General features: G+C 66.0%; 18 protein-coding genes. 8 read left to right on the forward strand and 10 right to left on the reverse strand.

The genetic code is table 11. The annotated features are described in order from the left end of the window. Positions 1-49: 49 nt before the first annotated feature. A complete protein-coding gene (locus BVG12_RS29165) occupies positions 50-886 on the forward strand; it encodes a branched-chain amino acid aminotransferase (protein WP_075795452.1) in 837 nt (278 codons plus the stop codon). A gap of 326 nt (positions 887-1,212) precedes the next feature. On the opposite strand, the gene BVG12_RS29170 is transcribed toward BVG12_RS29165, so the two are convergent. From BVG12_RS29170 to BVG12_RS29195, 6 genes are all read right to left on the reverse strand, one after another. Beyond that, positions 1,213-1,785 (reverse strand): DUF3617 domain-containing protein, encoded by a 573-nt coding sequence (locus tag BVG12_RS29170; protein WP_075795453.1) that lies wholly within the window; start codon positions 1,783-1,785, stop codon positions 1,213-1,215. Positions 1,786-1,853: 68 nt separating this feature from the next. Further along, positions 1,854-2,450, reverse strand: a complete 597-nt coding sequence (locus BVG12_RS29175) for an NUDIX domain-containing protein (RefSeq protein WP_075795454.1) — start codon at positions 2,448-2,450, stop codon at positions 1,854-1,856. A 67-nt stretch (positions 2,451-2,517) separates the two neighbouring features. Beyond that, a complete protein-coding gene (locus tag BVG12_RS29180) occupies positions 2,518-3,189 on the reverse strand; it encodes a YiaD family glycine zipper/OmpA-like lipoprotein (protein ID WP_179966245.1) in 672 nt (223 codons plus the stop codon). 130 nt (positions 3,190-3,319) lie between these two features. Further along, on the reverse strand, positions 3,320-3,466 hold the full coding sequence (locus BVG12_RS29185; protein ID WP_105378160.1) for a lmo0937 family membrane protein: 147 nt from the start codon (positions 3,464-3,466) through the stop codon (positions 3,320-3,322). Between the two features lie 87 nt (positions 3,467-3,553). Continuing rightward, a complete protein-coding gene (locus tag BVG12_RS29190; RefSeq protein WP_075795456.1) occupies positions 3,554-3,781 on the reverse strand; it encodes a hypothetical protein in 228 nt (75 codons plus the stop codon). A gap of 262 nt (positions 3,782-4,043) precedes the next feature. Then, positions 4,044-4,853, reverse strand: coding sequence for a glycine zipper 2TM domain-containing protein (locus tag BVG12_RS29195; protein WP_075795457.1), 810 nt, complete (start codon positions 4,851-4,853; stop codon positions 4,044-4,046). A gap of 240 nt (positions 4,854-5,093) precedes the next feature. Here BVG12_RS29195 and BVG12_RS29200 point away from each other — a divergent pair, with 240 nt between their 5' ends. Then, a complete protein-coding gene (locus BVG12_RS29200) occupies positions 5,094-5,825 on the forward strand; it encodes a Crp/Fnr family transcriptional regulator (protein ID WP_075796638.1) in 732 nt (243 codons plus the stop codon). A 161-nt stretch (positions 5,826-5,986) separates the two neighbouring features. Here the strand turns inward: BVG12_RS29200 and BVG12_RS29205 are convergent, their stop codons facing one another. From BVG12_RS29205 to BVG12_RS29215, 3 genes are all read right to left on the reverse strand, one after another. Beyond that, positions 5,987-6,208 (reverse strand): YMGG-like glycine zipper-containing protein, encoded by a 222-nt coding sequence (locus tag BVG12_RS29205; RefSeq protein ID WP_075795458.1) that lies wholly within the window; start codon positions 6,206-6,208, stop codon positions 5,987-5,989. Positions 6,209-6,257: 49 nt separating this feature from the next. Further along, positions 6,258-6,590, reverse strand: a complete 333-nt coding sequence (locus tag BVG12_RS29210; RefSeq protein ID WP_075795459.1) for a BON domain-containing protein — start codon at positions 6,588-6,590, stop codon at positions 6,258-6,260. A 255-nt stretch (positions 6,591-6,845) separates the two neighbouring features. Next, positions 6,846-8,897, reverse strand: a complete 2,052-nt coding sequence (locus BVG12_RS29215) for an AsmA family protein (RefSeq protein WP_075795460.1) — start codon at positions 8,895-8,897, stop codon at positions 6,846-6,848. A gap of 191 nt (positions 8,898-9,088) precedes the next feature. Here BVG12_RS29215 and BVG12_RS29220 point away from each other — a divergent pair, with 191 nt between their 5' ends. The 6 genes from BVG12_RS29220 to BVG12_RS29245 all read left to right on the forward strand — a co-directional run bounded on the left by BVG12_RS29220 (position 9,089) and on the right by BVG12_RS29245 (position 12,158). Then, entirely contained in the window at positions 9,089-9,481 is a 393-nt protein-coding gene (locus BVG12_RS29220; protein ID WP_075795461.1) for a DUF4398 domain-containing protein, read from the forward strand. Between the two features lie 18 nt (positions 9,482-9,499). Further along, positions 9,500-10,423: an OmpA family protein gene (locus BVG12_RS29225; protein WP_075795462.1), complete on the forward strand. Its 924-nt coding sequence runs from the start codon at positions 9,500-9,502 to the stop codon at positions 10,421-10,423. A gap of 31 nt (positions 10,424-10,454) precedes the next feature. After that, on the forward strand, positions 10,455-10,991 hold the full coding sequence (locus BVG12_RS29230; protein WP_075795463.1) for a ferritin-like domain-containing protein: 537 nt from the start codon (positions 10,455-10,457) through the stop codon (positions 10,989-10,991). Positions 10,992-11,102: 111 nt separating this feature from the next. Continuing rightward, entirely contained in the window at positions 11,103-11,369 is a 267-nt protein-coding gene (locus BVG12_RS29235) for an ElaB/YgaM/YqjD family protein (RefSeq protein WP_075796639.1), read from the forward strand. A gap of 18 nt (positions 11,370-11,387) precedes the next feature. After that, positions 11,388-11,774, forward strand: coding sequence for a phage holin family protein (locus BVG12_RS29240; protein ID WP_075795464.1), 387 nt, complete (start codon positions 11,388-11,390; stop codon positions 11,772-11,774). A gap of 18 nt (positions 11,775-11,792) precedes the next feature. Continuing rightward, the gene (locus tag BVG12_RS29245; RefSeq protein WP_075795465.1) at positions 11,793-12,158 is read left to right on the forward strand and encodes a hypothetical protein; all 366 of its coding nucleotides are present in this window, start codon (positions 11,793-11,795) and stop codon (positions 12,156-12,158) included. 173 nt (positions 12,159-12,331) lie between these two features. On the opposite strand, the gene BVG12_RS29250 is transcribed toward BVG12_RS29245, so the two are convergent. After that, positions 12,332-12,796: an outer membrane lipoprotein gene (locus BVG12_RS29250; RefSeq protein WP_075795466.1), complete on the reverse strand. Its 465-nt coding sequence runs from the start codon at positions 12,794-12,796 to the stop codon at positions 12,332-12,334. Positions 12,797-12,810 lie beyond the last annotated feature (14 nt).

Here is a 12,810-nt window from a genome sequence, read left to right on the forward strand (position 1 = left end):
AACCGAGCCTGCGTTACACTGGTGCTTGACGTCATCACTAGGGGAGCATATGTACCTGACTTACTACAACGGACAATGGGCCGAAGGGAATACGCCGCTGTTCGGCGCGATGGACCACAGCGTGTGGCTGGGTTCGTCCGTTTTCGACGGCGCCCGTGCGTTGCGCGGCCATCTGCCGGACCTGCGCCCGCACCTGGAGCGCGTGATCGCGTCTGCCGAGAAAGTGGGCCTCACCTGCCCGCTGAGCGTGGACGAGATGGAAGCGCTGGTGCGCGACGGCGTCGCGCGTTTTCCCGCCGATGCCGAGCTGTACATCCGCCCGCTCGTGTTCGCGTCCGAAGGATTCCTCATCCCGACGCCGGAAGCGGCCGCCTTCGCGCTGACGCTGTTCGATGCGCCGCTGCCGCCGTTCGCGGGTTTCTCCGCCTGCCTGTCGCCGCTGCGCCGCCCGGAACCGACGATGGCGCCGACGGATGCCAAGGCGTCCGCGCTGTACGCCAACACGGCGCGCGCGCTGCGCGACGCGAAGGCACGGGGCTACGACAACGCCGTCCTGCTGGATGCGGCCGGCAACGTGGCGGAGTTCGCGACGTCGAACCTGTTCGTGGTGACGCATGACGGCGAGGTCGTCACGCCGGCGCTGAACGGCACCTTCCTAGCCGGCATCACGCGCGCCCGCGTGATCGCGTTGCTGGCCGGGGCCGGCGTGAACGTCACGGAGCGCACGGTCAAGCCGGAAGAGCTGGACACGGCCCGCGAAATCTTCAGCACCGGCAACTACGGCAAGGTCACGCCGTGCACGCGCTACGAGTCACGCGAGCTGCCCGCGGGCCCGGTGGCACGGCAGGCGCGCGAGCTGTACCTCGCTTACACCGAAACCACTTAACTCGACAATCCGGGGTCAGAGCCCGGTTTTTGGCAAGGTATCTGTGGCAACGAAAATTCGGGGTCAGAGCACTTTTTGGAGCAAGGTCCGCAGAGTAAGACTTACACACAAGCGGGGCGCGCATCCATTCGCTCGCGCGGCGATCTTGCGAAATCGTTTCCCGCGCTCGTGGGCTGCCGTAGCCTGGCTTCGCGGAGGACATTGATCCAATATGTGTTCTGACCCCGAATTTGAAACAGCGTGCTCTGCCCCCGAAGTTTCCCCTGGACGACCTGAAGCAAAAAAGCCAGGCACGCCGCCTGGTTAAGCGGATCCCGGGTGTACCGCTATTTTGCTCGCGGGACGGGGATCGGACGGATGTTGCCGCAGTCGGCCGACAGCCATTTGCCGGTGACATCCATGTCCACGACCTGGTTGCGCCCCTGTTCTTCGCTCTTGATCTTCATGTGGGCACGGTAGCTCGTGTCGCTGTCCGCCGTGACCTCGCCTTCGCCGCTCACTTTCGGGTTCGTGCAGGTGAACGCGATGCGGCCGCGGGTGGACGATTGCTGGGTGAAGGTCTGCTTGCAGTCACCCTGCTGGACGGGGAATTCCTTGCGTTCGGCCATTTCGCGCGACATGCACAGCTTGGTCTGCAGGGCGCCGCCGGCGCCGATGTCGAGCTGCATGCCGTTTTGCTGCATCATCTTCTGCATCTGCTGGCGCTGCTCGGGCGACATGTTCGCCATGTGCTGCTGCACCGCGGACATCGCCTGCGCAACCTGCGGATCGCTCGACGTGACGTTGTTCGACAGCGACCACAGGCCGGGTTTCATGGTCTGGGCGCCGGCCGGGAGGGCGGCGGTGGCGGCGCTGCAGGCGCAGGCCAGCAGCAAGATTCGGGCAATCGTCTGGTTCATCGTTATGGTTTCCTTTCGCGTATTGTGGCGGCGCCCGGCGTGTCCGGACAGCACCATCGATGGGGGAATCACGACGCCTCGCCGTGCCGCCCCAGCACCTTGCGTTCCAGGTGCATCAGCAGCAGGACGGTCTTGGCGTCGACGATGTCGCCCGTCTCGATCATGGCGAGGGCGTCGTCGAAATCCAGTTCCACCACCTCGATGTCTTCGCCTTCCTCGGGCTTGCCGCCGCCATCGCCCAGGCGGCGCTCGCGCTCGTATTCCGCGATGAACAGGTGGAGGCGTTCCGTGGTCGAGGCCGGACTGGCGTAGAGCTGCAGCGCGCTCTGCACGCGCTCGAGGTCGTAGCCGGTCTCTTCGCGCGCCTCGGCCAGTGCGCGCGTGGCGGGATCGGCGCCGTCCAGCATGCCGGCCGCCGCTTCGAGCAGGAAGCCATCGTGGCCGGCGAGCCGCGCGCCGATGCGGAACTGGCGTGTCAGCACGACGGAGCGGTGGGCGCGGTTGTACAGCAGCACGGCGGCGCCGTCCGCGTTGTCGTAGACCTCGCGCGACTGGACTTGCAGGTCGCCGTCGTGGCGGCGCTGCGCATAGGTGACGTTTTTCAGGGGCAGATAATGGTCCGAGAGGATTTCCTCGCGAACGATGCGCACGGTGTCGCTGGACATGGCATCTCCTGTGGTTGGCCTTGCCCGAGGATACACCGTGCGCCCCGTGAACGGGCGCGCGCGGCGCTCAGCCCTGCTGCGCGGGTTCGCTGACGTAGATCTCGACGCGGCGGTTGCGCGCGCGGCCGGCCGGGTCGTCGTTGGAAGCGACCGGCTCGCGCGCGGCGCGGCCTTCGACCGTGATGCGGGCCGGATTCACGCCGCGCGCCGTCAGGTAGTCGCGCGTGTGGGCGGCGCGGTCCAGCGACAGCGGCTGGTTGATCGCATCCCCGCCCGTGTTGTCCGTGTGGCCGATGATGGTCACGTTGGTGGCCGGATTCTCGTTCAGCGTCTGGGCGAAGCGGTCGAGGATCGGGCGGAAGTTCGGCTTGATGTCGGAGCGGTTCGTGTCGAACGAGACGTCGCTCGGGATATCGAGCTTGAGGCGGTTGTCGGCCGTCTGCGAGACCTGCACGCCCGTGCCGCGCGTCGCCTGTTCCATCGCCTGGCGCTGCTGTTCCATGTGGCGCGACCAGACGTTGCCGGCGACGGCGCCCGCTGCCGCGCCCAGGATCGCGCCGCGCGTGGCCCGGCCGGAACCGCCGCCGCCCGTCGAGGCGCCGAGGATCGCGCCCAGGCCGGCACCGATGCCGGCGCCGGTGGCGGTGCCCCGCTGGGTCTGGTTCATGTCGGCGCAGCCGGTAGCGGCCACGGCGAAGGCGGTGGCGCACAGGGTCGAACGGATCAGGGTGGTTTTCATGGTGGGTCTCCTTCAAAAAAAATATCCGTTTCGTAGTCGCACCCGTAGCAGTGGGCGCGACCGCGAAACGGATCGGTCAGGTCCGCAGGTGACTGCGGCTCGGCACGGCGATGCGTGCCGCTGTGGTTCGTTATATGCCTCGGCCACTGATCAGGCGCACCAGGATCATGATGACGGCCACGACCAGTAGGATATGGATGAAACCGCCGACGGTATAGGAAGTAACCAAACCGAGCAGCCACAGAATGATGAGAATGACGGCAATTGTATAGAGCATGATAGTGTCCTCATGGTTGACGGCAATCGGGGCGCCGTGATTCCAGTATCGAACTAACAAGCTTATCGCTCCGTACGATGCCGTACATTACATCGCGCTTTTTTGTTCCTTGTGCAAGCCCGGGATCCACCCCATGAAGCCGACGAGGCCGAGGAAGCCGATCAGGCAGGTCAACAGGCCGCCCGTGATCAGGAAAAACACGTCCTGCGCCGCCAGGTCCGTTGCCGGCTGTGGTGCCGGGCCCGCGCTGACCAGGCCGAAACCCGTCAAAAGAAGTCCCCAGAGAATGATGCCGATCCATGCCAGGCTGTTCATGTCGCGTCCTTTCGCTTGAGTGTTCTCTGCCGTATGAAGCTGATTCTTATGTGCGCAGGCAAACGGCTCCGTGCGCTAGCACACATTGCGAAAAAGAAAACTTAGTGAGCGATCGTACAAGGTGCAATCGATGCGCGTGGCATAGGATTTATGCGTTGCGCATGGGAACGATACGCGGCTGCACCCGTATTCAACATAGCACGCGGCGGCACAAAACAAAACCGGGGCCGCAGCCCCGGTGTTGTAGCGCCGACATTCCCGTTCAGGCGGAGCGCAGCGTGCCCTTGACAATGCGGACGCGGTCGCCCGTGCGCCACGGCGGCGCGCTGTGCTGGTGGAACGTGCGCAGACTGCCGTCGTCCAGGCGGACCCGGATCTCGTAGCTGACGTCGGCCTTCATATTGCCCTCGACCTGGTTGCCGACGACGGCGCCGCCGACCGCGCCGGCGACGGTGGCCAGTTGCTGGCCATGGCCGCTGCCCACCTGGTGGCCGAGCAGGCCGCCGAGGATGGCGCCGCCGGCCGCGCCCACGCCGCTGCCCTGGGCGCGCGTCTTGATCTCGCGGATCGATTCGATGTTGCCGCAGTTGCCGCACCAGTTGCTGTTGGCCTCGTTCGACGCGATCCTGGTCGATTTATGCGGCCTCGGCGCCGCCACCGGTTCGGCCGGCGCGTACTCGGCGCCGGACGCGGTCGAGCCCTGGCTGCCGCTGTATCCGTACGCGGCGCCGGGCGCCGCATAGGCCTGGGCGCCGGCCGGGGCCGGATACGACTGTGCCGGCGCCGGCACCGGATAAGCGGGCGCAGCCTGAGGCTGGCCGGCGAGGGGCGCGGCCGGTACCGTGGCGGGCGGCAGGGCCGCATAGCCCGGCTGGCCAGGCTGTTGCAGGCCGGCCGACAACGCGGCGCGGTCGGCGTCGCTCAGCTGGCCGCGGTTGCCGCCGGTCGACGACGGCAGCCAGCCCATGATGGCGGCCGTGCCGATGGCGCAGAACAGGATGACCGCGATGGCGGCGGCGATCAGGAGGGGGTGTTGCCTGGCCCGTGCGGGCCCGTTGGAGTGGGTGTTCATGGCGATCCTTTCCGGTGACTGTGAGAACGCAAAAGGCCGTAAGCCCCTGAGTCCGGTACGTTTCCATTGTCCCTGGCAACAACACCCGGTTCCGTGCGTCACCGTACATACTTGCCCTGGTACGGCCGGTACGCTGACTGAAAGTTGTTTGCAAATGTTTCCGAACGGTGTAAATACCGCTGTTTTGTTTTCGAACCTCAGCCACCGTGTGAACCGATGAAGTCCAACCGCGAGGGTCCGATGAATTCAGCCGCTCCACCTGTCGTCGCCGAGCACAATGCCAACCTGCTGCTGGCCGCGCTGCCGGCGCAGGAAATGGCCCGGATGCTCCCCGCGCTCGACCAGGTCAGGGTGGACGTCGGCGCCGTCCTGTGCGAGCCGGGCGACACGCTCCGCCACATCTATTTCCCGCACGACTGCCTGATCTCGCTGATGGCCGTGGCCGAAGGCCGCATGACGCTCGAGGTCGGCCTCATCGGCCGCGAGGGCATGCTCGGCGCCGCGGTCGCCCTCGGCCACGAGACGACGCAGGTCCGCGCCGTCGTCCAGCGCGCGGGCAGCGCCAGCCGCATCGACGCCGACCGCCTGCGCGCCGAATTCGCCCGCAACCCGGCCCTGCAGCGGGTACTGTACCGCTATACGGACTCTCTGCTGGCACAGGCCATCCAGATCGCTGTCTGCAGCCGCTACCACGTGCTGGAAGCGCGGCTGGCCCGTTCGCTGCTCGTCACGCGCGACCGCCTGCAATCGGACAAATTCCACCTGACCCACGAATTCCTCGCCCATGCGCTGGGCGTGCGCCGCGTGGGCGTCACCAAGGCCGCCAGCGCGCTGCAGCAGCAGGGGCTCATCAACTACAGCCGCGGGAATATCGAGATCCTCGATCCGGAACGGCTGGCGGCGGCGGCCTGCACCTGCTACGAGATCGTGCGCGAAGCGGGGGCGGGTGTAGGGGCGCCCGTGCTCGTCTGACTCCTCGTGTCCTGACGTAGTGACGTAGGGTGGGCTCCCCGAGCCCACCGAGCGCATGCGGTCCGCAAACGTTTGGTGGCACGGGTTTCCACCCTACGGCTGCCACCGCCAAACAAAATGCCCCGGCTCGCGGGGCATTTTGCATGGTGCTTCGACTGCGATCAGTGCGTCGTCTTGACCTGGTTGCCGATCACGCCGCCGACGGCTGCGCCGCCGACGGTGCCGACGGTGGAGCCGCCCGTCAGTGCGCCGCCGACGACTGCGCCGGCGCCGGCGCCGATGGCGGTGTTACGGTCTTGCTTCGACATGCCGGCGCAGCCGGTCATGCCCAGGGCCACGGTTGCCAGCGACGCGGTCACGATGATGTGCTTGATAGTTTTCATGATGATCTCCTTAAGGTGGGTTGCTTACGCTTCTTCACGGTTCCAATGCTCATTTGAGGCGCAGTTCATTTCTGACCGATCTGACGCCCCTCACGGTGCGCGCGGCCGCGGCTGCCGCCGCCACTTCGTCCGCCGAGCTCACGAATCCGCTCAGCCGGACGACACCCTGGTCCGTATCGACGTCGATCTCGCTTGCCTTCAGGCTGGCATCGCCGAGGAGGGCCGCTTTCACGCCGGCCGAGATGCCGGCGTCGTCGGTTTGCTGGACGGTTGCCGTCGGGCTGTCCGTCGCGCATCCCGCGATCCCGCACAGTGCCAGGGTCGCCAGCAATGTTGTTGCCGATACCGCCGCCGGGACCTTGCCAATGCCGAATCGTTTCATTACCTCTGCGCTTCCTCGCGATGCCGGCCTGTGTTCGATACGACGCCGGCCTTACCATGACTCCAGATTACATGTGCACCGCATAACGGTCTGTACGACAAATAACACTGTCGTGCACGTCGCAAACCCGCCACACATTGCACTGTTGCCGCGGACGGCCAGTCCTGCGATGCCCGCTGTGCTTTCGTACCGCGGCGCTTCTCGGACAACATTGCTGTCGCTCGCGACGGTTTTCAAGGTGCCATGCTGTCGCGCTCAACGTTTCGCGCTTTGACCGGGCGGCGGCGCGACAGGCTTCGCGCCCGCTTTCGCCAGCAGGGCGTTGCACGGGCTGTCCTTGCCCGGTCCCATGTTGATCAGCGGGAGCAGGGCGGCCGCCGGTGCCGCGACGACGGCAAGTGCCGCCGCCGCGCCGCCTTTCAGCGCCAGCACTTTCTTGTCGAGCGACAGGTCCGGATGCTTGAACGTGCCGCGTACGAAGAACGGCGTGCGCAGCGTGAACACGCGCAGCGCCTTCGTCTCGGGCTTGATGCGCAGGTCCAACTGCTCGGTCGACATATTGACCCAGCCATTGATGTCGACGATCGCGTCGTCCGTGTCGAGTACGAAGGTGTGCGTCTGCGCCACGCCATCCTTCACGCCGAGGTCGGCGGCGAGGCAGTTCAGCTGGACTTCCTTGTCGCCGAACAGTTTGGTGATGATCACGTTGCCGACGTTCAGGCCCGCTTCCTCCAGCAACAGCTTGCTGACGACGCCCTGGCTGATGAGGCCCTTCACTTCGCCGTTCGACTTGGCCAGCATCGCGCCGACGGAATCGCCCGTCGCCGTGAGCTTCGCTTCGCCATAGATCGAGCCGACCGTTGCCTGCATCTTTTCGATCTGCGGGAACAATTCCTTGATGTGGATGTCGCGCGCCTTCACGTCGGCCGTTGCCTTGATCGGTTCGTTCGCGTTACTGCCGTCGAGCTTGATGTTCGAGCTGACGTTGCCGCCGGCCATCGCGAAATCGAGGGGCTGCAGGGTCAACACGCCGTCGTCCATCCGGATATGGCTTTGCAGCTTGCTGAGCGGCAGGTCCTTGTCCTTGACGATGCGGTCGGCGGTAAAACGCACGTCGGCGTCCAGCACCTTCCAGCGCTCCGAATGGAATTTCTCGACGGGCAGCGCCTTGCCTTCCGGCTGCACTTCGGCGACGCCGCGCGCGCGCTTGCTTGCGTTGGAGTCGGCGCCGATCAGCGGGCCCAGGTCGACGAAGCGCAGCTGGTGCGACACGATAGTGCCGGTCAGCTTGTTGCGCGGCTTGCCCGTCGCGAACTCGAGGTGGCCCGCGATGTCGGACTGGCCCACCTTGCCCTTGAACTTGTCGTAGATCCAGCGGCTCTTGTCCTTGCCGATCTCGCCCGTCAGGTGGCCGTCGGTCGAGAACGCGGGCGTCTCCGGCAGCAGGACGCCCGTGAACGGGTACAGCCGCGCCATCGACGGCGCCGCCAGCGTCAGCTTGAGGTCGGTGCCGGCCAGGTGGGCCGGGCGCGTGACCGTGCCTTCGACGGCGATGCGCGTATTGGCCGAGTGGATGTCGGCCTTCACGGGGAACGGTTCGTCCTGGTTGCGCAGCGACAGCACCTTGCCCGCCTTGCCGCCGCCGCCCACGGGCGCGCCGTTGTACTCGCCGCGCAGGGTCCAGGCGATGCCATAGGTCGGGTCGTCCGGGATCGTATCGAGGTCGGCCGTGACGTCGGCCTTGGTGACGGCGTCGATGACGTGCACGACGCCCTTGTTCAGCACGACGCGCTCGAGGTCGAGCGTCCACTTCGATTTTTTCTGTTCCGGCGTGTAGACCCAGTTGTAGTGCGTGGCGTCGGTGCGCAGCAATTCGGCCTGCGGGCCGTCGAAGCGCAGCACGGGCACGTGGATGGTGTGGGTCAGGAGGCCGAACGGATCGAGCGAGAACGAGAACTGGCGCACGCTCGCCATGTCGCGCTGGGGCAGGCCGGCTGGATTGCCCACGTGGACGTCGTCCGCGTACAGGTGCGGCCACGGGATGTAGTCGCGCCACGTGCGCTGGCCTTTCGGTATGCTGTTCGCGGGGCGCTCCCAGTGCACGGCGAGATTGCCGCGGATGGCGAACGGACGATCGATCGCGTCGCTGACCTTGTCGTCGAGCCAGGGTTTGACGCGGTTCCAGTCGAAGGTGAGCAGGATGACGATGGCGATGACGGGAATCGCCACCAGCACGCCGACGATGCCGAGCGTGATCTTGACCGGGCGCGACAGGCGCGCACCGTGCTTGGGCTGTTGGGCTGTCATGGCCTTCCTTCTGTTGTTCTATTGGTGGTTGAGCGCAGATTAACGTAAAGGTCATTCGGTCAATGTGCGGTGCCGCACCGTAGCCCGGCCGCAGGCGGCCCGAGGGGTGTCTATGTGCGCCACCGAACCGATCTCGGCGGGCCAGAGGGTTATAACGTTACCAACACAATCTTACAAACAGGAGTCGCAAGATGGATACGAAATCGATGGACCTGCTGATGCGGGTCGGCGTAGCCGCCGCGGTGCTTTCGCTGGCCGCGTGCGCCAGCCCGGAAAAGACCCCGGCCACGGCTGCCGTCGCGGTTTCGCACAATGCTGTCGAGAATGCCGTATCGGCCGGCGCGCCCGAACTGGCGCCGGCCGAGATCACCGCCGCGCGCGACAAGATGATGCGCGCCAACCAGGCGCTCGCCGCCAAGGATTACAAGACGGCGCGCGAACTGGCGATCCAGGCCCAGGCCGACGCCAAGCTGGCGCAGAGCAAGGCCAATTCGGCCAAGGCGACGGCCGCCGCCGATGCCCTCAACGAAGACTTGCGCGTGCTGCGCCAGGAAGTCGACCGCGCCAATTCCGACCAGCGTTAATCCCAGAAAGGAAGCATCATGAAAATGAATTTCCTGAAGGCTATCGTATTTGCCGGCGCCGTCGCGCTGGCCGGCTGCAGCACCGTTCCGACCACGACGCCCACGCTGGACGAGGCGCGCGCCGATTTCGTCGCGGCCAACAACAACCCGCAGGTCGCGACGTACGCGCCGAACGAGTTCAAGCAGGCCAGCGACGCGCTCGACCAGGCCAACCAGGCCGCGGCCAAGCGCGAGAGCCTGGACACGATCGACCGCCTGGCCTACGTCGCCAAGCAGCGCATCGCCACGGCCCAGGAAGTCGCGAAATCCAAGGCCGCCGAGGCCGAGGTCGCCAACGCGAGCCGCGAGCGCGACCGCGTGCAGCTGGAAGCACGCACCGCCGAGGCCGACCGCGCCAAGCGCGACGCGGCCGCCGCCCAGGCGCAGGCGGCCGCCGCGCAGGCTCAGGCCCAGGATGCCCAGGCCCAGGCCGCGGCAGCCCAGCAGCAGGCCGCCCAGCAGGCCGACCGCGCAGCGCGCCTGGAAGCCCTGCTCGTCGAACTGCATGCGCAGAAGACCGAACGCGGCATGGTCGTCACGATCGGCGACGTGCTGTTCGCCACCGACCGCGCGGAACTGAACGCGAACGGCATGGCGACCGTGCGCAAACTGGCCGAGATCATGATGCAGAACCCCGACCGCACGGTCATGGTCGAAGGATTTACCGACAGCACGGGCAGCGCGGCCCACAACAAGGACCTGTCCGAGCGCCGCGCGGCGTCCGTCGCCCAGGCCCTGGTGAGCCTTGGCGTGCCGCGCGAGCGCATCGGCACGCGCGGCTATGGCGAGGCCTTCCCGGTCGCGCCGAACAACACGGCGGCCAACCGCCAGTTGAACCGCCGCGTGGAAATCGTGCTGTCGAACGCGGGCGCGACGATCCCGCCGCGAGCGGCCCAGCGCTAATGAAAACCCCCCACTGAAAGAGGATAGATTCATGGAACAGAACGCATCCAACCTGGCGCACGGCTTCGACATCGCGGAAATCCGCCGCGCGGCCGCCAATCTCGAGGACGGCGCCGTCACCGAGGGTTACGCGGCCGACCGCGAAGCCGTGATCGCGATGCTCAACGCCGCGCTCGCGACGGAACTGCTGTGCGTGCTGCGCTACAAGCGCCACTACTTCACGGTCAGCGGCCCGAACACCGGCCACATCAAGGCCGAGTTCCTCGAGCATGCGCAACAGGAACAGGACCACGCCGACCGCATCGCCGAGCGCATCGTGCAGCTGAACGGTTCGCCGAACTTCAACCCGGCCACGCTGACCCAGCGCAGCCATGCGGAGTACGACGATTCGGAAGACGTGCAGGCGATGATCCGCGCCGACCTGATCGCCGAGCGCGTGGCGATCGAATCCTACCGCCAGATGATCCAGGCCATCGGCGACAGCGATCCGACGACGAAGATCATGCTGACCGAGATCCTGGCCGTCGAGGAAGAGCACGCCGACGACATGCGCGACCTGCTGGCCTGAACTTTTTACCGACCCACCAATAACAAGGAGTACATCATGCTAGATACCATCAGCCGCGCCAATGGCAGCGCATCGTCCGTGAACGGCGCTGCGAAAGACACGTCCGGCGACATGAAAGCGCTGGTCAAGGATGCCCAGTCGCTGCTGAGCGCCGCCGCTTCCCTCACGGGCAACAAGGCCGACGAGCTGCGCGAGCGCGGCATGGAACTACTCGACCAGGCGCTGGGCAAGGCAGGCAAATACCAGGATCAAGCCATGGTCAAGGGCAAGGAACTGGCGCATACGGCCGATGTCTATGTGAAGGACAACCCATGGCGCACCGTGGCCGTGGCGGCCGGCGTCGGCCTGCTGCTGGGTGTCATTCTGGGCCGCAAATAATAACGGTCGGGGGCAGCCATGGATAACAACGAAACCGTCGTGCATAGCCCCGGCCTCATGGGTGGAATCACGGGCCTGGCCAAGAACCTGTTCGGGCTCGTGGTGTCGCGCGTGGAACTCGCATCGCTCGAGCTGGCGGAAGTGCGCAACCACGTGATCGAACTCGTGGCCATCTTCGCGCTGGCCGCCCTGGCCACATGGTTCGCGCTGGCCTACGGCACAGCCACGATCGTGGCGCTGGCCTGGGACGAAATGGGGTGGAAGATCCTGCTGGTCATGTTCGCCGTGTTCGCCGTGATCACCCTGATCCTCGTGATGAAGGGACTCGCCTTGCTCAAGCAGGGCAAGCTGGCGTTCCCGGAGACCATGAAGGAATTGCGCAACGACCGCGACATGCTCATGTGAGCAGAAAGGATCTCGACCATGGAAAAGACGATCGGCCATCACACGCATGGCTCCCACGAAGAGCGCAAGCGGGCACTGCTGCGTGACGGCGAGTTCTACCGCACGGGTGTGGCCCACGCGCGCGCCCAGATCAAGCACGCGGCGCGTCCCGAAGTGATGCTGCATTCCGTCATCGACCACGCGACCTGGGCATTGCGTGCCCGGGCCGACGCGCTGCTCAAGCCGACCGGCACGAGCATCTCGGTGATGGCGCCGTATGCCCTGACCGTGCTGGGCTTCATCCGCAAGCGCAAGCTCGGCAAGCCGGCGCTGGGCGTCGCCGCCGTCCTGGGCGCGCTCGGTTGGTATTTGCAGCGCAAACGCGCGCAGCAAGTGGCATACTAGGGACAACGCATCCCGATATGTCAGGCGTGGTCCGCACCCCGGACCGCGCCGTTCACGAATATGGTGGGGCTTGAGCGGCGTCGCAATCTTCGATTGGACGCCGTCTTTTTTTGCGCGCCGCGTTCCCATGAAAAAAGCCGGCACGGGCCGGCTTCCTTCAGCAGCGCTCTTGCTCAGTAGCGGTAGACGCGTCCGTCGACGATGCGCACGCGGTTGCCCACGCGCAGGTCGTACACATTGTCCTGGACGACGGTGCGGTATTCGCCATTGTCGAGGCGGATATTGACTGCATACATCTGCTGAGCTTCGCCATTGCGATTGGCCTCCACGCGGTTCCCGATCGCCGCGCCCGCGACGCCGCCGGCCACCGTAGCCGCGGTACGGCCGCCGCCGCTGCCGACCTGGTTACCGGCCAGCGCACCGACGAGGCCGCCGACGATCGCACCGGCGCCACTCGTGCGACCTTCGCCGCTGGTCACCTGGATCGACTCGATCGTGCCGTAGCCGGCCGCAGCGGTGTTGTCGTAGCCGCTGCGGTAGCCGTCGTTGGCGTAATACGGCTGGGACGACTGGCTGGCGCAACCACCGAGGAGCGCACTGGCCGCAACGAGGGCGGCAAGGGTACGAGTAGCTTTCATGACTTATTCTCCTG

This window comes from Massilia putida, from assembly GCF_001941825.1.
GTDB lineage: Bacteria > Pseudomonadota > Gammaproteobacteria > Burkholderiales > Burkholderiaceae_D > Telluria > Telluria putida.